Source organism: Empedobacter sp. UBA3239, from assembly GCF_002362875.1.
In the GTDB taxonomy this organism is placed as follows: Bacteria; Bacteroidota; Bacteroidia; order Flavobacteriales; family Weeksellaceae; genus Empedobacter; species Empedobacter falsenii_B.
In genome coordinates, this window is the sequence record NZ_DEVJ01000020.1 from 1 (window position 1) to 19,352 (window position 19,352).

Annotated in this window: 17 protein-coding genes and 1 pseudogene; 7 read left to right on the forward strand and 11 right to left on the reverse strand. The window is 30.3% G+C overall.

The genetic code is table 11. The features are described from left to right. Positions 1 to 151, forward strand: a pseudogene (locus tag B4G36_RS14050) (IS982 family transposase); the annotation flags it as partial. On the opposite strand, the gene B4G36_RS03125 reads toward B4G36_RS14050, so the two are convergent. The 5 genes from B4G36_RS03125 to B4G36_RS03145 form a co-directional block, all read right to left on the reverse strand. Further along, positions 131 to 457, reverse strand: coding sequence for a hypothetical protein (locus B4G36_RS03125; RefSeq protein ID WP_291061941.1), 327 nt, complete (start codon positions 455 to 457; stop codon positions 131 to 133). The pseudogene B4G36_RS14050 and the gene B4G36_RS03125 overlap by 21 nt on opposite strands. After that, entirely contained in the window at positions 454 to 2,040 is a 1,587-nt protein-coding gene (locus B4G36_RS03130) for a hypothetical protein (RefSeq protein WP_291061942.1), read from the reverse strand. The genes B4G36_RS03125 and B4G36_RS03130 overlap by 4 nt, the downstream gene beginning before the upstream one ends. Before the next feature lie 495 nt (positions 2,041 to 2,535). Further along, complete coding sequence (locus tag B4G36_RS03135; RefSeq protein ID WP_221855848.1) at positions 2,536 to 4,098, reverse strand: hypothetical protein; 1,563 nt, start codon at positions 4,096 to 4,098, stop codon at positions 2,536 to 2,538. A gap of 4 nt (positions 4,099 to 4,102) precedes the next feature. Next, positions 4,103 to 5,149: an HlyD family secretion protein gene (locus B4G36_RS03140; RefSeq protein ID WP_291061945.1), complete on the reverse strand. Its 1,047-nt coding sequence runs from the start codon at positions 5,147 to 5,149 to the stop codon at positions 4,103 to 4,105. 2 nt (positions 5,150 to 5,151) lie between these two features. Beyond that, positions 5,152 to 6,483 carry a TolC family protein gene (locus B4G36_RS03145; protein ID WP_260509606.1) on the reverse strand — a complete coding sequence of 444 codons (1,332 nt, stop codon included), beginning with the start codon at positions 6,481 to 6,483 and terminating at the stop codon, positions 5,152 to 5,154. Between the two features lie 160 nt (positions 6,484 to 6,643). Between B4G36_RS03145 and B4G36_RS03150 the strand changes: the two genes are divergently transcribed. From B4G36_RS03150 to B4G36_RS03160, 3 genes are all read left to right on the forward strand, one after another. Then, a complete protein-coding gene (locus B4G36_RS03150; protein WP_180904695.1) occupies positions 6,644 to 7,456 on the forward strand; it encodes an AraC family transcriptional regulator in 813 nt (270 codons plus the stop codon). Between the two features lie 15 nt (positions 7,457 to 7,471). Continuing rightward, positions 7,472 to 7,999, forward strand: coding sequence for an NADPH-dependent FMN reductase (locus B4G36_RS03155; RefSeq protein ID WP_115001105.1), 528 nt, complete (start codon positions 7,472 to 7,474; stop codon positions 7,997 to 7,999). A gap of 91 nt (positions 8,000 to 8,090) precedes the next feature. Then, positions 8,091 to 8,636, forward strand: a complete 546-nt coding sequence (locus B4G36_RS03160) for an NADPH-dependent FMN reductase (RefSeq protein WP_291061950.1) — start codon at positions 8,091 to 8,093, stop codon at positions 8,634 to 8,636. 59 nt (positions 8,637 to 8,695) lie between these two features. On the opposite strand, the gene B4G36_RS03165 is transcribed toward B4G36_RS03160, so the two are convergent. Then, on the reverse strand, positions 8,696 to 9,112 hold the full coding sequence (locus tag B4G36_RS03165; protein WP_038336062.1) for an OsmC family protein: 417 nt from the start codon (positions 9,110 to 9,112) through the stop codon (positions 8,696 to 8,698). Between the two features lie 133 nt (positions 9,113 to 9,245). On the opposite strand from B4G36_RS03165, the gene B4G36_RS03170 reads away from it, so the two are divergent. Both B4G36_RS03170 and B4G36_RS03175 read left to right on the forward strand, forming a co-directional pair. Then, positions 9,246 to 9,614, forward strand: coding sequence for a VOC family protein (locus tag B4G36_RS03170; protein ID WP_291062008.1), 369 nt, complete (start codon positions 9,246 to 9,248; stop codon positions 9,612 to 9,614). 17 nt (positions 9,615 to 9,631) lie between these two features. Continuing rightward, complete coding sequence (locus B4G36_RS03175; RefSeq protein WP_291061952.1) at positions 9,632 to 10,099, forward strand: DUF6265 family protein; 468 nt, start codon at positions 9,632 to 9,634, stop codon at positions 10,097 to 10,099. Here the strand turns inward: B4G36_RS03175 and B4G36_RS03180 are convergent, their stop codons facing one another. Then, positions 10,100 to 11,293, reverse strand: coding sequence for a Pycsar system effector family protein (locus B4G36_RS03180; protein ID WP_291061954.1), 1,194 nt, complete (start codon positions 11,291 to 11,293; stop codon positions 10,100 to 10,102). A gap of 24 nt (positions 11,294 to 11,317) precedes the next feature. Between B4G36_RS03180 and B4G36_RS03185 the strand changes: the two genes are divergently transcribed. After that, entirely contained in the window at positions 11,318 to 15,040 is a 3,723-nt protein-coding gene (locus tag B4G36_RS03185) for a metallophosphoesterase (RefSeq protein ID WP_291061956.1), read from the forward strand. A 33-nt stretch (positions 15,041 to 15,073) separates the two neighbouring features. Here the strand turns inward: B4G36_RS03185 and B4G36_RS03190 are convergent, their stop codons facing one another. From B4G36_RS03190 to B4G36_RS03205, 4 genes are all read right to left on the reverse strand, one after another. Further along, positions 15,074 to 15,487: an SRPBCC domain-containing protein gene (locus B4G36_RS03190; RefSeq protein WP_291061958.1), complete on the reverse strand. Its 414-nt coding sequence runs from the start codon at positions 15,485 to 15,487 to the stop codon at positions 15,074 to 15,076. Between the two features lie 3 nt (positions 15,488 to 15,490). Then, positions 15,491 to 17,809 (reverse strand): hypothetical protein, encoded by a 2,319-nt coding sequence (locus B4G36_RS03195; RefSeq protein WP_291061961.1) that lies wholly within the window; start codon positions 17,807 to 17,809, stop codon positions 15,491 to 15,493. A 66-nt stretch (positions 17,810 to 17,875) separates the two neighbouring features. Beyond that, positions 17,876 to 18,631, reverse strand: coding sequence for a peroxide stress protein YaaA (yaaA, locus tag B4G36_RS03200; RefSeq protein WP_291061963.1), 756 nt, complete (start codon positions 18,629 to 18,631; stop codon positions 17,876 to 17,878). 21 nt (positions 18,632 to 18,652) lie between these two features. Beyond that, positions 18,653 to 19,273: an L-threonylcarbamoyladenylate synthase gene (locus tag B4G36_RS03205; RefSeq protein WP_291062010.1), complete on the reverse strand. Its 621-nt coding sequence runs from the start codon at positions 19,271 to 19,273 to the stop codon at positions 18,653 to 18,655. Positions 19,274 to 19,352: the final 79 nt, after the last annotated feature.

Consider the following 19,352-nt stretch of genomic DNA (forward strand, 5'->3'; position numbering starts at 1 on the left):
CGATCAATTCATGATTAGACGTAATTATGCTAAAAGCTTATTAAGAATAAAAACGAGGATACTAAAAAAAATACTAACGATTACTATTATTCAATCAATAAACAGAAACCAAAATAGAAATATTAACAACTTAAAAATTAATATTACCTAAATGCACTACGGGTTTATATAGAATAAAATTTCTTTCATAAGGAATAAAAACAACTGGTAAAAAAGAATGAGAAAATTCAAAATTCACATTCATTATTATTCTATTCGAACCTCCATTCACCTCTTTAAATCGTTCAGTAATATCTACTCCTTCAATTGTTATTTTAGGAATTAACAACTCTCTTCCACTGTTTGGTTCATCATAGCCAACAACTTCTAATTTCAAAATCTGATCAAAAGATTCTAATATATCAAAAGGATAGTACATAAATAAAAGTATATCTTTCAAAGATATAACTAAATTCAATGACTCTCTTTTCTCTTTTTCCTAAGATGTAAAATTCCTTTGATTGGATTATAAATCATAATAAAAACCATCATTACAATTCCAAAATAAAATAATGTTCTAAAAATTTGAATATCTGCAATCAACAAAGCTTGGTTATACAATTGAGATTTTAGATTGGTCGCTGTCAAACTGATCGATTCATTTACTAAATGAGTTGTATTGTGTTTATTGAATAAGTTATTCCATTGTTCTTGAAAAATTGTATTGGTAATATCTAGATTTTTCGTCATCAAAAATTGATGTTTAGTCGTCAAGAAAAGAATTGCATTTTGCATAATCGAAAAACTAATTGTCGACGACCAATAACGCATTGCGACTGCTGCTTGCATAGTATTCATAGAAAAATTAGCGTGTATAGAACATACCATATATTGCAAAATTGGCGCAAACAACATTCCTTGTCCCATTCCTTCCATCAATAATGGCGGAATAACTGCATTCGGACGAGTATCTGGAACCAAAATGTAACTAAACCACAACATAGCAAACGTTAAACAAAAAAAACCTCCAAAAAACACATACTTATATTGCGTTTGAAATTGTGTGATGATGTAATAAGCAAACAATGCTCCTATGTAAATTCCGGCACAATTATAATATTGTATTTGCAAAACAAACTCCCAATTCCATTTCCAAACAACATTCATCAATTGATAAATGTTACTCATGCTCGATTTGAAAATATAAAATGTAAAAAACAAAAACATACCTACAATAACTCTTTCGGAACGAAGAATCTCGAAATGAAAAATCGGTTTTTTAGACGTTAATTGTTGCAAAATAAATAAGCCTGAAAAAATAAACATTGCAGCAAACGCAATAACGATATAAAGCGATTCGAACCAATAATATCTTTTACCATAAATCAATAAAAAAGCTCCTGCTATTAATGACATCATCATCAAAAAATAACCCGCCAAATTTAACTGATACAATGGTTTTTTGGGATACAATCTACCATGACTAAAGAGAAAAACATAAATCAATAATGATAAAACATGAAAAAAGATGACAGTATAAATTACCATATTGAAATTATAATTTTCGATGGCAAATTTTACAATAGAAGTCGTGTATTTATCAGCCGTCATCATAAATCCATACAAAAACGTATTCCCTAATAATCGTCCATATTCGCCTTTTATACGCGACATAATTAGCGGAACAATAATACATCCTTCGAGATAAGATGTTGTTCCTTGTATCACACGAAGTAAATAAATCAATTGCGTATTTGTTGTCAACGAAATTATTAACATTAATACAATATTGATAATAGTCATAAACAATAAATAAGAACGAATATTAAAGAACTGAAAAAGCCGTTCGTTAATAAAAAGTCCACAAACAATTGTGGCGTAAGCCAAAGAAAAAATGAATTGTAAATCGTCTACATCAACATCTAGAAATGAAGCTGTAAATGTACTATTCATATTGAAAAGTGAGAGAATCATCACATGCGGAATCAACGCGGCAATGAGAATTGGAAGTACCAATTTTTCTGGTATCCATTTCTTGAAAATGGGATGTTGATTGTGCATTGAGTTATTTATTCAATTTTACAATCAAGTTCAAAACATTCATTCGAAAGTTTGTCTAATTAAAAATATTTTATTGATTTCGTGATTATCTTACCTAAAAAGTAAAAAAGGGAAGCTGCCTGAGAAAAGTCAAAAGGCTAAAATGTGATTCTGAATAATAAATCGTTAAAATACGATGATTCATTTTTATAAAACCATAACAAATTTAAAATCAATAAAATACAACTAATATTTATTAAAACAATTAATCATTTTTCGTTTGATTTATTTTGATGGCAAAAGTAAGTGCTGTCTCAGAAAAACAAGTTGATTATTTGAGAATATAATTTGTTCATTTACGCCATTTTTAAATTTAAAAAACTTTAAACTATCTCCTTTTTATCGAATAATTTTGATAAAATATTCATTTTTAAAAATTTGTTATAAAAAAAACGTACTTGATTCTATTAAATCAAATACGCCAATTAAATAAAAAAGTAATATATAAAAATTATTTTAACGATGTAAAAGTCTATTTTTTATCGGTTGATAAAGAATTACAAAAATCGCAGCGATAATTCCCACAACAAACAATGTTCGGAAAATCTCAATATTACTAACCAACAAAGCTTGGTTATACAATTTTGCTTTTAAAGCTGCGGCAGTAATACTTTCTGCTTCTTTTGGAAGATGACTCGCAATATTTTTATTGAACAAATTATTCCATTGTTGTTGGAAAATCGGACTCGTTTTGTCTAAATTTTTGGTCATCAAAAATTGATGTTTAGTCGTCAAGTATAAAATTGCATTTTGCATCAGCGAAAAACCAATTGTTGTCGTCCAAAAACGAATCGCCGTACCTGCTTGCGCCGCACTACCAGTAATAGAAGGATGTACAGAACCTGTAATATACAACACTAATGGCGTAAAAATAACACCTTGCGCAATTCCTTCTAACATCAACGTTGGCGCTATTGCCTCGACTTTTGTATCTGGATAAAACAAGTGACTAAACCACAACATGCTCATGGCTAAAAGTACAAATCCAAGAAAAAATATTTTTCTAAAATCAATTTTATTTTTAACCATGAAAAATGAAAATACAATACCAATGATGGAACCTGCAACATTAAAATATTGAATCTGCAACACATATTCCCATTGCCATTTCCAAACTGTTGACATGACTTGGTAAATATTGCTCATCCCAGCACGTAAAGTATAGAAAACAAAAAACATTAATATTCCTAAAATGACACGTTCTGATTTGAAAATCTCAAAATGAAACAAAGGTCGTTTGGCTGTTTTTTGATGCAATAAAAATAAACCACTAAAAACGAGTGTTGATGCAAATGCTATGATAATAATTGGCGATTCGAACCAATAATATTTTTTTCCATAAATCAAGAAAAATGCACCAGAAATTAGGGAAATAATCATCAAGAAAATTCCGCCTAAATTTAATTGATACAATGGTTTTTTAGGAAACATTCTGTTGTGATTAAAGAAAAATACATAAATAATTAATGCAACAACATGAAAACTCATAATCGTATACACCATCATATTGTGGTTATAATTCTCAATCGCAAACTTCACAATTGAAGTCGTAAATTTATCACCTGTTAACATTACGCCGTACAAAAACGAATAAGCAATCAATTTTGAATGTTCACTTTTAATATTCGACATAATGATTGGCAACAAAATACAACCTTCGAAAAGCGATAAAGGTCCTTGAATAAAACGCAGAATCAAAATCAATTCTGTATTTGTAGTTAATGTCATTCCAAACAATACCAAAATGTTAAGCATGGTCATTGTTAGCAAATAACTTCTGATATTGAAAAAGTGAAAAAATCGAACGTGAATAAATAAGCCACAAACAATAGTGGCATACGCCATCGAAAAAAGGAACTGCAAATCGTCGACCTCCAAATCCAAAAATGATGCTGTAAACGTACTATTCATGTTGAATATCGTCAAAATCATCAAGTGTGGAAATAGCGCAAGGATAAAAATTGGCACAACCAATTTTTGCGGAACCCATTTATTAAATATTGAATTTTGTTGTGACATTTATTTAATTTACTTTTTCTGCGGAAACATTTACATTCATTCCGGTACGTAATTTTTCGTTGTTTTTAGACTCTTTCAGAATTATTTTTACAGGAAAACGTTGTTCAATTTTCACGAAGTTTCCTGTAGCATTATCAGGTTTAATCAAAGCAAACTCAGACCCAGAAGCTGGCGAAAGTGATTCAATTTTTCCTTCAAACTCAATGTATTTGTAGGCATCAGCTTTTATAATAACTGGTTGATCCAAATCGATTTCTCCAATTTGCGTTTCTTTAAAATTTGCAACAATCCATTTCTCTTTCGAAACCACTTGCACCAAAGCTTGTCCTTCTTTTATTAACTGACCTTCTTGTATATTTTTTGTTCCAACCCAACCATCGTAAGGCGCCACAACATAAGTATATGAGAGAATAAGTTTGGCATCATTCAATTGGGCTTTTCGTTGTAAAATTTGAGTTTTTGCAGGCGCAACTTTTGTTTGTTCAGCAGACGCACTAACATTCACTGCATTACGTTGTTGTTCCAAAGCACTCAAACTTGCTTTTGCTTGTTTATATTTTGCTTCAACTTCTTCAAATTGTTGCACGGTTGCAGCATCTTCTTGCACTAAATTTTTGAAACGATTATAATCTTTTTCCGTTCTCCAAACTTCTATTTTAGCAGCTTCTATATTTGCATTAACAATATTAACATCACTCGATTTTGTATCTACCGCTTTTTCGTACGTTAAAACAGATTGCGAAGTCGATTCTAAATTTGCTTCAGCAATATCAATCTGGTTCTGAAATTCTCTATTGTCAATCACAACAAGCGTATCACCTCTGTGTACAAATTGATTTTCTTCGAAATTTACTTTTTTGATAAAACCAGAAACTTTACTCGAAACTGGTGTAATATATTGTCGCACTTGCGCATCATTTGTATTGACATGTGAACTCGAAAAGAAATAAAACCAAGCCACTGCAGTGATTCCTATGATAATAAAAATCCAAGCAATCGCCGAAAGCGTTCTATTCATTCGTTTTTCTCCTTTTGTCTGTTGTTTTCCCATTTTTATAAGTTTCCTAAAATGTATTGTAATTGATAGTATTTTAATTGTTTGTTGATTTGTAATGAAATCAAATTCGATTGAGCCTCTAAATAAGCGTTATCCGCATCGATAAGTTCTGTAATCAAACTCAATTTGTTGACATATTTTGTTCTAACAATTCGATAATTTTCTTTGGATTGACCAATTGCTTCTTCCGCAATTTTTATTTTATCGATCGATTCTTCTAATCGTTTATTCGCTGCAAAAACATCATGTCGAATTTGTTCTTCTTTCTCTTCTATTTCTAATTTTGCAATTGAAATGTTACGATCTGCGATTTGCATTTTTTGTTTATTCTTGAAAAAATTACTCAATGGAATCGAAACATTTACACCAACAGAACCAAATCTGTACAAATATTCTTCTGGAGGAAAAAACATAAAGTTTGGATAATTATATCCATATTCCGCACCAGCAGTTATTTTTGGTAATGTATTGGATTTGGTAATTTTCTTATCAATTTCTTTCAAATTCAAATCATCTTTCGCAATTTTCAAACTTTCACTTTGATCCATTGCTTCCAAAATCATTTCATCAACTAACCCCAAATGCTCTTCATTTGTAAACAAATCATAAGTATCAATATGCATTTCTTGATTTTCTGGTAAAGCCAAAATTGTTTTGATTTGATGTTCGATAATCGAAATTTCATTCGCCAATTCTGTAAAAGACATTTTATGATTTGACAATTGCAATTCTGTTCTCAAAACTTCATTATACGTTACCAACCCATTTTTTTTCAAGGATTCTGTTTGTTTTATCACAACCGAATCTTCTCTCATTTTATCCGAAATCAACTTTTGTTGCTCTTGTAAATGCAACGCTTGTAAATAAGCTGTGATAATTTGCATTCTCAATTCTCGCTCATCTTTTCGAACTTGCAGTTTCGAAATATTAGTTTCTATTTCAGATTTTTTCTCATCATTTTTTAATTTACCACCTAAATAAATTGGGATTTCTGCCGAAAGTGTAAAATCGTATTTCACTCGAGGAACAGCATATTTTGTAGAAGGTTTTAAAAAACCGTCTTCATATTGGCGTAAATTACTCAAAACATGAAAACCAGTATGAAAGTCTACATCTGGCAATTTCTCATTTTTAAGATCTTTCTCTTTTAATTCAGCAATATTAGTTTTTAAAGCGCTAATTTGTAATTTTTTATTATTTTGAAGTCCAATTTCAATTGCTTTGCTTAATTTCAGTTGGTTATAGTCTATTTCATTTTGAGCATAACTCAACCCACTCAGCATTAACAACAATGTAAGCAACTGATATTTAACGAATTTAAATATCATTTTGTATTATTTATAAGTCTGTTATTGATTTTTAGTGATGCAAAGTTACATTCAAAACACCTTTACCCTCTTGATAAAAAAAGAAAATAATTTGCTCATTTACGCCAAAATAAAGTAATTTGCAAAAGCAAAATATTTCACTTTATAAAAGTATAAAACAATGTTGTTTGATCAGTTTTTTTTTAACGAAGTTGACAAATCTAAAGTCCATTTTTACATACAACATGCACATTTAGATACGATAGGAACGCGCGTACATGAACACAAAAAAGCACAATTATTATATGCAGAAGGCGGAATTGTACATGTTTTTGTAAACGACAAACATTGGTATTTGCCTGCGCGTTGTTTTATGTGGATTCCTGCAAATACGCCACATTCTATCTTAACGAATAGTAAAACAGGCGATTTGTATAACTTTTATTTCAAGACCGAAAAAGAAGAAAACGATTTTTATTCGATTACAAATATTTATTACACGAATGAGTTGTTAAGGGAAATGATTTTGTACACCAAAAATTGGAGTGGATCAATTTCGGAAAAAGATCCTGCAAAATATGATTTTGTAAAAGCCATACGATCTATTTTGCCCGAAATGGAATCGAACAAATTGCCCGCTTTTATTCAGCATCCATTTCCAAAAGATCAGAAACTGATCGATATTGCTCGATTTTTGATGAAAAATATCGAAAAAAACTATACAATAGATGAAGTTGCGCAACAATTTGGTTTGAGCACACGAACATTATCTCGAAAATTCAAAGATAATATGGGAATGAATTATGTTCGATTTTTACGCGCATTACGTATCACAAAATCATTGGAATTGATTGCTGAAAATAAATACAATATGTACGAAATCGCAATGTTAGTTGGATATAATTCGTTGTCATCTTTCAGTAATATTTTTCAGAAAGTTTCAGGAATTCGACCAACAGAATATGCGCAATTATTACACACAAAAAAACAATAACTTAAGATAAAAACTATGATTATTAAAGCTTTTGCCGGAAGTAACAGCTCTACTTCTATCAATAAACAACTCGTAACTTATGCTTCTTCTTTATTAAACAAAGATCAAATTGAGATTTTAGATTTAGATGACTTTGATATCCCTACTTTTGATATTGATATAGAAAAAGAACAAGGTTTTTCTGATGAAGTAAAACGATTTTATCAAAAACTTGTTGATTCTGATATTTTGCTTATTTCATTAGCAGAACATAATGCTTGCATTACAGCAGTTTTTAAAAGCTATATGGATTGGTGCTCAAGAATTAATTATAAATTTCTTGAAGGAAAAAAGGTCTTCGTTATGAGTACATCTCCTGGTGGTTATGGAGCTAAAAACTCTTTAGAAATAGGATCTAAATTAATTACAAAATTAGGAGGTGACATTTTAGTCGATTTCTCTTTGCCTAAATTCAATGAAAATTTTGCAGAAGGTAAAATCACTAATGAAGAATTAAACAGAGAATTGATTCTTAAAATTGATGAATTTAGAAAAAAAATATAAGTTTTTATCTTTTCCTAACATAGGTCAATAAAATTTATGGTTGCTTACAATAACTTTGCTTCATCAAAAATGAAAATACTCAAGTAAGAATATGAAAATTTTAGCTTTCGCTGGTAGTAACAGCAAAAAATCAATTAATAAAGAATTATTAAATTATACTTTAAATCAAATCGAAAATGCAGAAATCGATTTAGTTGACATCAATGATTTCGAGATGCCTATCTATTCTATTGATCGTCAATTAGAAAATGGTTTTCCGCAAGAAGCACAGGATTTTTACAATAAAATCAAAGATGCAGAAGGTATTGTAATTTCTTTGGCTGAACACAATGGAAACTTTTCTGTTGCTTTGAAAAATATTTTGGATTGGGTTTCTCGTATCGAAATGCCATATTTGAAAGATAAAAAAGTGTTGTTATTAAGTACATCTCCAGGTGCTTATGGTGGAGGAAATGTAATGGAAGTTGCAACAAAATATTTTGGAATGTTTGCAAGTGGAGAAATTGTAGCAAGCACGACTTTCCCATCTTTCAACGATAATTTCCAAAATAGTGAAATTGTAAATGAAGAATTAAAAAATAAAGTATTAGCGCAAGTTAATATCTTTCAAGAAGCTTTAACTACTGTTGATGCTTAATTGAAAATGTATGTATTGGAAAAAGGTCTTTCGTATGAAAGACCTTTTTTATTATCAATTTAATTTACGTTTATCTCGTAGGTGATATCAATCCCTCCATTTGCAAGCATATCATGTACACTACAATACTTCTTAACCGCTAATTCAGCAGCTTTATTTGCTTTATCTAAATCAATATTTCCTTTTAAGAAAAATTTGATATGAATATTCGTGAAAATATTTGGAATTTCATCTCGACGCTGACCTTCAACCTCAACTTTAATATCTTCAATTTCTTGGCGTTGTTTCTTCAATATTTCATTCAAATCAAAAACACTACAACTTCCCAAAGCAATCAAAACCAACTCCATTGGACGAACTCCTTTTCCTTCTCCTCCAATCGATTCTGGTCCATCAATATTTACTTTTACCGAAGAACTTGGCGCTGTCGCTTCATAGTGAGAAGCCTGATTTACTCTATTTAATTCAATTTTCATCTTATTTCTTTTAAAGTATAAAAATAATCATTCTCAAAAGATTTACTCTAATATTTGATTGAATAATGATTTTCTGAACAAATTTTCGCTAAATTTAAATTCAATTATAGAAAATTTACCACAAATAAATAGTATTGTATATTTTGAAATTCAAGCAAATAATCCGCAGAAATGCATGACCTTTTATGAAAATGTTTTCGGATGGAGTTTTGTAAAACAAGAAGATTTACCACTCGAATATTATCGTATCAATACATCTGGAATGGAAGGTGGAATGTTTAAGCGTCCTGCCGAAACACCTCCTCTAAATTGCGGTACAAATGCTTTTACATGTACCATGGAAGTAGAAAATTTTGATAAAACAGCTCAAAAAATCCTTGAAAACGGAGGAATAATAGCTATGCCAAAATTTGCAATTCCTGGAATGTGTTGGCAAGGTTATTTTTTGGATACAGATAACAATGTTTTTGGAATCTTTGAAGTTGATAGACACGCGAAATAAAACTAAAACCCACCAATATGAAACAATTTATTTTTCTTCTTTTATTTATTTTTTCGATAAATTCTTGCGAATCAACTAAAACTTCTGCTGATAAACCAAGTTTTGATTTTTTGGTTGGAGAATGGATTAGGACGAATGAAAAACCTGATCGAAAAACGTATGAAAACTGGAAAAAAGTTGATAAAAACACTTTTTTAGGTTGCGGGTTTACAATCAAAAATAATGATACAATTTCGCAGGAACATCTTACTATCACAAAGATTAATGATAAATGGATATTGAAAGTTAACTTGGACAAAACTAAAAACGAGACAACTGATTTTGAATTGATCAATTCTGATAAAAATTCGTTTACATTAGAAAATCAAGAGAATGATTTTCCTAAACTTATCAAATATTGGAAAATTGGTAATCAGTTAAAAGCTGAGATTAGTAATGATGAATCAAGTAAAATTGCGTTCGATTTCGAAAAAGTAAAGAAATAATTAAGCAACATTTGTGATCATCGCGTAAGCAAACGTTAGAACAGATAAAATAGTTCCGATCATAAAAATTGTGTACGTAATGCTTAACAAACGATATTTACGTTCCAAGATTTTTCCTAAATAATACAAATCTCTTGTCAAAGACGTGTATACATAGTCGCGGTCTTTCATCAGTTCTTGCATAGCATCCTCGTAAGCATCAAGCGACATTTGATAAAAATTACCAAAGAAAAGCAAATTCACTTTTTTGTTTTTGATATCTTCTTCGTTAAAACTTTCGTATGTTACATTTGGTTTAGTTGCTAAAATTGCAAAAATAATTGAAACAACACTTGATAAAAGCATTACGATTGAAGGTAAAAGTAAATACTCATTCTTTGGACTTCCTAATTTTGGAACCAAAGTAGAAAGTGCAATCGAAATCACGATCGCGTTTACAGACAATAATATATTAGCTTTACTATCGGCAATATCACTTAAACGAGTATGATTGTTCAACGTTACACGAAAAAGTGTATCAACACCACGATCTGGTTGTTGAATCTTATCGTTTTTCTTTTTCTTGATTTCATACTTATTAGGAATATCACCAATCAATTCAATCTCTTTGATTTTATTTTGTGTAAAGATCAAATTTTCTTCTTTTCCTTTCTGCCAAAGCTTTTTTGCAGCATCCGTATAAAAATGATGAACCTTTAAAAAAAAATTTCTATTCTCTACATGCCATTCGTAATCAGAAAATTCTTTATGACATATTTTAGCAATTTCATCACGTAATAATTCAGAAATTTTAGGATATTCAGTTTGTCCTAAATGATAGTTATCTGCATCTTTTACAATTGCTTCTCCAATATTTTTCGGAACATTATTTAGCGCTGTGATTAAAATATAATCTTGAACTTCTTTGATGTAATTTTCGTCAAAATTATGCTCGCTCAAATATTGTTTTGCAATATTTGCACTTTCACTTTCATGACCTTGCACGGTTTTTGTATATCCCGTATCATGAAACCAACCAGCAATTAATAATTTCTCTTGTAAATCTGTAGAGATTTGTTCCTCCGCGCTCAAAGTTTTTATAGCTTCTACAACTTTTACAGTATGCATAAAATTATGATACGTAAAATCTAAAGAAAGATTATCTTTGAACAGATTGAAAACATAGTTTTCTAAATTTAATAACAATTGGTTCATCACAAGTTTTTAACGCTTAAATGTATGAAATTATTACCAACACTGAACAACAAAAAATTGAATTATCCTTTTTTGGCTTTAGTAGGTTCTTGCCTTTATATGACATCTTGCGCTACGCAACATCCTCAATATGGTAGAAACATTAAGACAGAAAAAGTACAAAATGTAGAAGGAAATAAAATTCAATCTATCTATTTAATAGGCGATGCAGGAGATCTTGATCAACCAAAAAATAAACAAAATTTAGAAATTTTAAAGAATCAATTAGCGAAAGCTGACTCTTCTTCTTATCTTTTCTTTTTAGGTGATAATGTTTACGAAAATGGAATTGTAACGGATTCTACAAAAGCTGAATATACAACAAGTAGAGAGAAACTTCAATTTCAGATTGATTTAGCGAAAGAATTTAAAGGAAAAACCCTTTTTATTCCAGGAAATCATGATTGGCGAAATGGTGTAAAAGGATTAAAAGAACAAGAAAAATTAGTCAAAAAACAATTGGGTAATAAAAAATCATTTTTACCAAAAGATGCGTGTCCAATTGATAAAATAAATGTAAATGATAGTATCGGAATTATTGCGATAGATTCTGAATGGTATTTGCAAGATTGGGACAAACATCCTGGTCTAAATGAAAAATGTGATATCAAATCACGAGAAGCTTTCTTCGAAGAATTAGAATCGCAATTGAACAAATATCAAAACAGAACAACTGTTATCACGATGCATCATCCGTTATATTCGAACGGAACACATGGTGGACAATTTGATTTCAAAAAACAGTTTTATCCATTAGGAGATAATTTCAAAGTTCCATTACCTGTAATCGGATCTTTTATTAATTTATTAAGAAGTACAACAGGTCTTAGTCCTCAAGATGTTAATAATTTCAAATACAGAGAAATGGCTTCTCGTATTGCAACACTAATCGAAAATAGAAATAATGTAATTGTTGTTTCTGGACATGATCACAACTTGCAATACATTCAGCAAAACAATGTCAAACAAATTATCAGCGGTTCTGGTTCTAAAAAAGAATCGGCAAAAGCGGTTGGTAAAAACGATTTTTCTTACGGAGATAATGGTTTTGTTGTCTTAGATTTGTATGATAATGGTCCTTCTAAAGCTAATTTCTATGGTTTTAAAGACGGTGGAATCGAATTATTATTAGCAAAACAAATTACAGAAAAGAAAAAGGAATATTTGGCTCAAGTTTATGATGATAAAAAAATGCCAAAAACGAAAGAAACAAGTGTATATCCATTAGACGTTACACGTAAATCTGATCCGTATAAATTCTTTTTTGGTCGTCATTATCGTCGAACATATGGACAAACAATTACTGCTAATACTGTTAATTTAAGCCAACTAAATGGAGGTTTAACCCCTGTTAGAATGGGTGGTGGACATCAAACGCAAAGTTTACGATTGGCAAATGCAAAAGGTGAAGAATACAATATGCGCTCGGTGAAGAAAAGTGCCACGCAATTTATTCAGCAAGTAGCATTTAAAAATAAATATGTTGCAGATGAATTTGAAGATTCGTTCACAGAGAAATTTTTGATGGATTTCTATACAACCAATCATCCATATTATCCATTAACAGTTGCTAATTTGATGAAACCAATCAATATTATGCATTCTACGCCAAAATTATATTATGTTCCGAAACAAGAAGCCTTGAAAGCATATAATGAAAATTTTGGTGATGAATTATACATGATAGAAGAACGACCAATGTCTGGATATCAAGACGGTGTTTTCGGAAAACCAAAACATATTGTTAGCACAGATGATATGTTGGCTGCGATTCACAAAAACAAAGATGTTGTCGTGGAAAAACAAGCCTACATTCGTGCACGACTTTTTGATATGTTAGTTGGTGATTGGGATCGACATTCTGATCAATGGCGTTGGGGCGTTTACAAAGAAAATAATCAAACTGTTTACAAACCAATTCCACGTGATAGAGACCAAGCATTTCCACGTTATGACGGACTTTTCTTTCATTTGATTATGAAAATTCCTCCGCTTAGACATATGCAAGATTACAAAGATGATATCAAAAATGTAAAATGGTTCAACAGAGAACCTTACCCTTTGGATTTAGCCATTTTAGAATCATCCGATCTTGATTTATGGAAAAAAGAAGCAAAATATATTCAAGATAATTTGAGTGATGATTATATCAAACAATCATTTGAATTAATTCCTGAAGAAACAAAACAAGAATATGATCAAGAAGTGATTAATAATCTTATTGCCCGAAAATCTAAATTAGAAAAATTTGCTGAAGAATATAATAAAGTTCTTCGCAAATTAGTTATTCTGAAAGGAACAGACGAAGATGAAGATTTTGTGATCACTCGTTTACCAAAGGGAAAAACAAATGTAAAAATCTATTCAGGACAAGATCGAACTTTAATTCTTGATGAAGATTTTAATAAAAAAGAAACAAAAGAAATTCGTTTATATGGATTAAACGGAAAAGATAAATTCAAGGTTGAAGGAAAGCCAAATAACGCTATTTTAGTTCGTATTATTGGTGGAATAGATGACGATATATACGAAGTAAAGCGTTCTGCAAAAGTAAAAGTATATGATTACGCTAACGGAAGCGATGCATCTGAATCTACCTTTTTAACATCGAAAAATTTTGTCAACGATTACGAAGTTAATACATACGATTACAAACAACCGATGTATAATTTCTTTACTATGTTACCTAATATTGGCTACAATCCTGATGACGGAATAAAAATTGGTTTATCGCCAACCTACACTGTCAACGGTTTTGATCGTAAACCATATTCGCAACGTCACAATTTGCAAATAAGTTATTATTTTGCGACAGGCGGTTGGGATGCCAAATATAAAGGAACGTTTACAAAAGCTTTGGGTAAATGGAATTTAGATCTTAATGCAGCTTACACGAGCCCAACTTATAGTACAAATTTCTTTGGTTTAGGAAACGAGACCATGAATAATCAAGAAGAAATTGGAATGGATTATAACCGTGTTCGATTAGAAAGTTATAGCATTGGACCGTCTATTTTCAAGATTATGAATAACAATGGTCGTTTAGATTTTTCTGCAATTTATAGTTACAAAAAAATTGAAGAGAATAAAGATCGTATTGTCGAAGATTTCCCATCAATTAATAGAGACGTTTTCAAAGGACAACATTTCGGAGAAATTGGAGCTAAATATTTGTTCAAAAATTACGATAACGAATCATTACCAAAATTAGGCATGACATTTTTAGCTAATGCGAAATGGATTTCTAACTTGACAGATTTTGAACGTAATCATTTTTACACAGAACTTAACTTAGGTTTCACACACAAAATCTCTGCAAATGGAAGATTAACAGTTGCTTCTATGCTAAAAGGTAAAGCAGTTTGGGGTAATTTTATGGAATTCTACCAAATGGCTAATTTAGGTGGAGATCAGGATTTACGTGGTTATCGATTAGGTCGTTTTGCAGGAGACAAAGTTTTCTTACAAACATCTGATTTACGATTTGATGCTTTACGTTTCAAAGCCGTTGTTCCATTACGATTAGGCGTTTTTGTTGGAGCTGATTATGGACGAGTTTGGTTAAACGGAGAAGACTCAAATAAATGGCATTCATCTATGGGTGGCGGACTTTGGATAAACGGAGCACAATCTATTACCGCAACAGTTTCATACTTTAAAGGTGAAGATCCAGGGCGAATCGTTTTTGGATTGAATTTCGGATTTTAACATATAAAAAAATAACCTTCAAAAATTTGAAGGTTATTTTTTTTGTACATATTTCTTGATTGCTTGCATCATATTTATCCACGCATTCTCTGAATGTGAGCGTTCATAATCATCTGCAAAATTTTTTCCTTCAATTGATAGATAAGTAAAATTACCCGAAGATTTTAGATTAAAAATTACTTCAATCTCATGGTCTGTATTATGTTTTTTATAATTATATCGCAAACGTTCATTCTCCATAATAGATGTAATCAAGGCTTCATCTACCAACGTTTCATTATTTTTTTGCGTTACAAATTTTATCTTCTCTCCTACTTTCCATTCGTTACATGTCATTTTTATGTTTTCAAAACATTCATTAAACGCTTGTTCATCTGTCAAAACTTTCCAAATATTTTCGGCAATACTATCTATCGAAATATTAAGCAATACATCATCTTTTTCCATTCTTTATTCTTCTATTTTAGTATATTTTTCGAGTTTATTTTTATAATTAATCGAAACTCTAATTGCTTGCAAACCGCTTATACCCTGCAAATCATCAATTTCCAAATTTTCAACATCTTTTTTCAAAAATTTCTTATCAATTAATAAATTGATATAATTTGAGTATTCTTCTTTTAGAATATCTTCGGTATAAATAATACAAATTTTGTGAGGCAAATTGATTCGTTCATTTGTTCCTTTCACAAAAGCTTTACTCAATCTTTTCTTGATTATTTCATATTTTGCATTGTTATATCCATTAACATCAAAACGTTTCTCATCTAATTTGAACAAAATATCTAAAGTGGTATTCGTTGCAAAAACCAACGAAGCAACCTCAACTTTTAATGGTGTTTTTTTCTGAATTTCTTTGTAAGATTGTTCCAAAGCTATCATCGCTTGTAGTTGCCAATATCTAATTTCTCGAATATTTTGATAGGAAAATTTTTTGAACGGCGCAATACTTCGTCCAACATACAAATTGTAATCAATTCCATCTGTCTTGAAACGCTCATAATAATGCGGAAATACATCTTGAGCATCTTTCTGAAAAGTGTCTAATTTGTTCGACAAAAGTGAATTTGTCATTACAATTGTTTGGTCAAATTTTTTGCGATCTACGTAAAATAATCCCGTTGTAGAATCTAATTTTTTTAGATATTCTTCGATAATCGATTTCTCATCATCCTTTACATATTTGGGAATTTCAGGATGAATATGCAACGTAATGTAATCAAATAATTCACTTTCGAAATAGATTTTATCTACATTATCTATTCGTTGCAAAAAATCAGTCAAATCGTCACTATAATCCAAAAATTTATTCTTTTTTGTACGATTATATAACTCGTTACAAATCAAAATCAAGTAATTAATCTGATTCGTGTAATCCTTTTTTAAACATTGATTTCGAATCACTGACGAATTTCTCACATCCAATTCACCATAAATTGGATATACATTTTGAAAAGAAATCTGCGATTTTTGTTTTGTGTTTCCCGGATGCAATATGTGTTCGCGAGCTTTTTCTCTAAATTTCCAATCTACACTTGGATGCAACGACGTATATTCGGTTTGTATATAAGCATTGATTTGATTCTCAAACTCAACCGTATAGCGATAAATAGATTCTTCTAGAAGAGGCGTGATTTCGCGTAAAAGGTTTGCATTAATTCGATTGAAAACTCCAGCTTCTTTCGAGCCTATTTCTAAAATACCTAAATGAGATTTTCCGTTTTTCAATGGATAAAGAATCAAACTTTTTAGACCAGATTCATTTGCCATTCTCAACATTTTATCTTGTGGAAACTTCTCCAAAGCTGCGTCAATATTAGAAACAACATAATAATCTGATTTCGATATTTTGTTCTCTAAATCAGCACAAAAAACTTCATTTAGTTTTATTTTTTTATGATTATCAATCAGTAAACTATCATTCAATTGTAATAAATGACTAATTTCCAATTGATTTTTATCCGAATTATAAGCTGAAAAACCGACTTCTAAATTATTGATTCTAAAAATAGATTTTAATGCAGAAATAATATCATTTCGAACAATATTAAAAGGTTCTCCATAAGATAATAATTTAGATTTTAAGTTAGAAAGTGCAATTTCAGTCGTATTATCAAAAAATGAAACAAGATTAAACCCTTTTGCAATCCAAGATCCAATTGGAATTTTTCTCATCCACAAAGCTGTATCTTCATAATTATTCAACAACTCTTCAATTTCATCTTCAGTCAATTTAAATTTATCTTCGGATGGATAAATCTGAAAATAATCGTGGTTAATATCAGTCCCAAGGTATGTTCTGTAACCATTTTGATTGTCTATCACCAACTGATTTGATAGATTAAAATCTAAATTTTTATGATAATATTTCGATAAGATGAAGCAACAACAAAACTTATATAATGTATCATAATCTAAATCTTCAAAATTGAATTTTAGTCGTGATTCATTATTATCAATCAACACTTTAAGTCGATCTGTTGCAAAAATAAATTTGTCAGAAAAAGGAAAAGTTATCGCTTTTAAATTATATTTTACAAATGGTTTAGGAATAATTTTCTCAATAATTGGCTCAACATCTTTAATAATTTTCTGAAAATCTTCAAATGTTTCAACACCATCAATCAACTCTGGTCGAGTAGCTTTCAGATATTCTAAAAAAGCTTTAAACTCTCCAAAGTTGTATTCAGATCGTTCTAATTCTTCAATCAGCGATTGGAACGAGTAAATAATTTTGATGGGTAATTTATCGATAAAATTTTCTTTCATATATGATTTAAAAATAACAAAAGACTACTAATAAAGCAGTCTTCAAGTTATTATTTTTTTTAGTCATTATCTTGTAAATACCAAAGTTTCTTCGGTAGAAAGGTTCTCATCAAAACGATAACCATCCACGTCAAATGCTTTCACTTGATCCAAAGTTTCAACTTTATTTTCTGCACAATAACGCGCCATTGCACCACGAGCATGTTTAAAATACATCATGATTTTTTTCAATTCACCGTTTTTGTAATCTTGAAACTCTACATCAATCATCGGAACTTTTAACGATTTTTTATCCAAAACTTTAGCATATTCATTACTTGCTAAATTTAAGATAAATTCTCCTTTTTTTAGTTTCGAATTTAGAAAAGGTGTCAAAATTTCTTTCCAAAAACCATACAAATTTTTCGAACCATGAACATCTAATTTCGAACCCATTTCCAAGCGATACAACATTACTTTATCCGAAGGACGCAACATTCCATAAAGCCCAGATAACAAAAATGCATGTTTATTGAAATAATCAAGTGCTTCGTCGTTTAACGTCTCAGCATTCAAACCTCTATACACTTCACCTTTGAAAGCTAAAGCTGCTGGAATAGCTTGTTTCGCAGTAGGTTTAACATTCCAAACCTGATTACGCTCCACATTCATTTCTGCAATGTCTTTCGAAATTTTCATTAATTTTTCAAGATCAGTTGTACTCATTTCTTTCATAACATCCATAATTTCTTGCGAATGTTCCAAAAATTGAGGTGTCGTTGCTCTCCATTTAGCATTCGTTTCCAAATTCATCATCTTCGCTGGAGAAAGTAATATTTTCATAGTTATTTTCTTAAAAATAAATTATAAATAATCTTCAATATCACCTTTACCTTCACGTAAAACCTCTACTCCATCTGTCATATCAACAACAGTAGACGCAATATTATCTCCATAACCACTATCAATCACAGCATCTACAAGTTTCTCCCATTTTTCAAAAATCAATTCAGGATCTGTTGTATATTCTACAATTTCATCTTCATCATAAATAGAAGTTGAGGCAATAGGATTTCCTAATTTTTCTACAATCATTTGTGGAACAGCATGATCTGGAACACGAATACCAACCGTTTTTTTCCCTTTGTAAGCTACAGGTAAATTGCGCGAAGCATTCATAACAAATGTAAAAGGACCTGGTAGAGCGCGTTTCAAAATTTTGAACGTACTATTATCAATTGGTAAAGTATATTGAGACAAATGGCTTAGATCGTTACAAACAATCGAAAAATGAGATTTTTCTAATTTTACACCTTTCAATCGTGCCAATTTTTCCATTGCTTTAATATTCGTAATATCACATCCTAATCCATACACAGTATCAGAAGGATAAATAATTAAACCTCCATTTTGTAAAATCTTAACCACTTGATCAACCGCTTTTTCTTGTGGATTTTCTGGATGAATTCTGATATAATCTGCCATTTGTAAATCTTTATTCAAAGATACAAAATTGCAATCAATAAAATTCTTTCCTAAATTTTTGTTTTTGATTGGATGATTG

What these genes read in the sequence shown, in the direction of transcription:
- B4G36_RS03175 (WP_291061952.1), top strand. Translation starts at nt 9,632, where the DNA reads ATGAAACAATTTATTTTTCTTCTTTTATTTATTTTTTCGATAAATTCT.
- B4G36_RS03145 (WP_260509606.1), bottom strand. Translation starts at nt 6,483, where the DNA reads ATGATATTTAAATTCGTTAAATATCAGTTGCTTACATTGTTGTTAATG.
- B4G36_RS03205 (WP_291062010.1), bottom strand. Translation starts at nt 19,273, where the DNA reads ATGGCAGATTATATCAGAATTCATCCAGAAAATCCACAAGAAAAAGCG.
- B4G36_RS03195 (WP_291061961.1), bottom strand. Translation starts at nt 17,809, where the DNA reads ATGAAAGAAAATTTTATCGATAAATTACCCATCAAAATTATTTACTCG.
- B4G36_RS03155 (WP_115001105.1), top strand. Translation starts at nt 7,472, where the DNA reads ATGATTATTAAAGCTTTTGCCGGAAGTAACAGCTCTACTTCTATCAAT.
- B4G36_RS03180 (WP_291061954.1), bottom strand. Translation starts at nt 11,293, where the DNA reads ATGAACCAATTGTTATTAAATTTAGAAAACTATGTTTTCAATCTGTTC.
- B4G36_RS03135 (WP_221855848.1), bottom strand. Translation starts at nt 4,098, where the DNA reads ATGTCACAACAAAATTCAATATTTAATAAATGGGTTCCGCAAAAATTG.
- B4G36_RS03160 (WP_291061950.1), top strand. Translation starts at nt 8,091, where the DNA reads ATGAAAATTTTAGCTTTCGCTGGTAGTAACAGCAAAAAATCAATTAAT.
- B4G36_RS03130 (WP_291061942.1), bottom strand. Translation starts at nt 2,040, where the DNA reads ATGCACAATCAACATCCCATTTTCAAGAAATGGATACCAGAAAAATTG.
- B4G36_RS03185 (WP_291061956.1), top strand. Translation starts at nt 11,318, where the DNA reads ATGAAATTATTACCAACACTGAACAACAAAAAATTGAATTATCCTTTT.
- B4G36_RS03140 (WP_291061945.1), bottom strand. Translation starts at nt 5,149, where the DNA reads ATGGGAAAACAACAGACAAAAGGAGAAAAACGAATGAATAGAACGCTT.
- B4G36_RS03165 (WP_038336062.1), bottom strand. Translation starts at nt 9,112, where the DNA reads ATGAAAATTGAATTAAATAGAGTAAATCAGGCTTCTCACTATGAAGCG.
- B4G36_RS03190 (WP_291061958.1), bottom strand. Translation starts at nt 15,487, where the DNA reads ATGGAAAAAGATGATGTATTGCTTAATATTTCGATAGATAGTATTGCC.
- B4G36_RS03150 (WP_180904695.1), top strand. Translation starts at nt 6,644, where the DNA reads ATGTTGTTTGATCAGTTTTTTTTTAACGAAGTTGACAAATCTAAAGTC.
- yaaA (WP_291061963.1), bottom strand. Translation starts at nt 18,631, where the DNA reads ATGAAAATATTACTTTCTCCAGCGAAGATGATGAATTTGGAAACGAAT.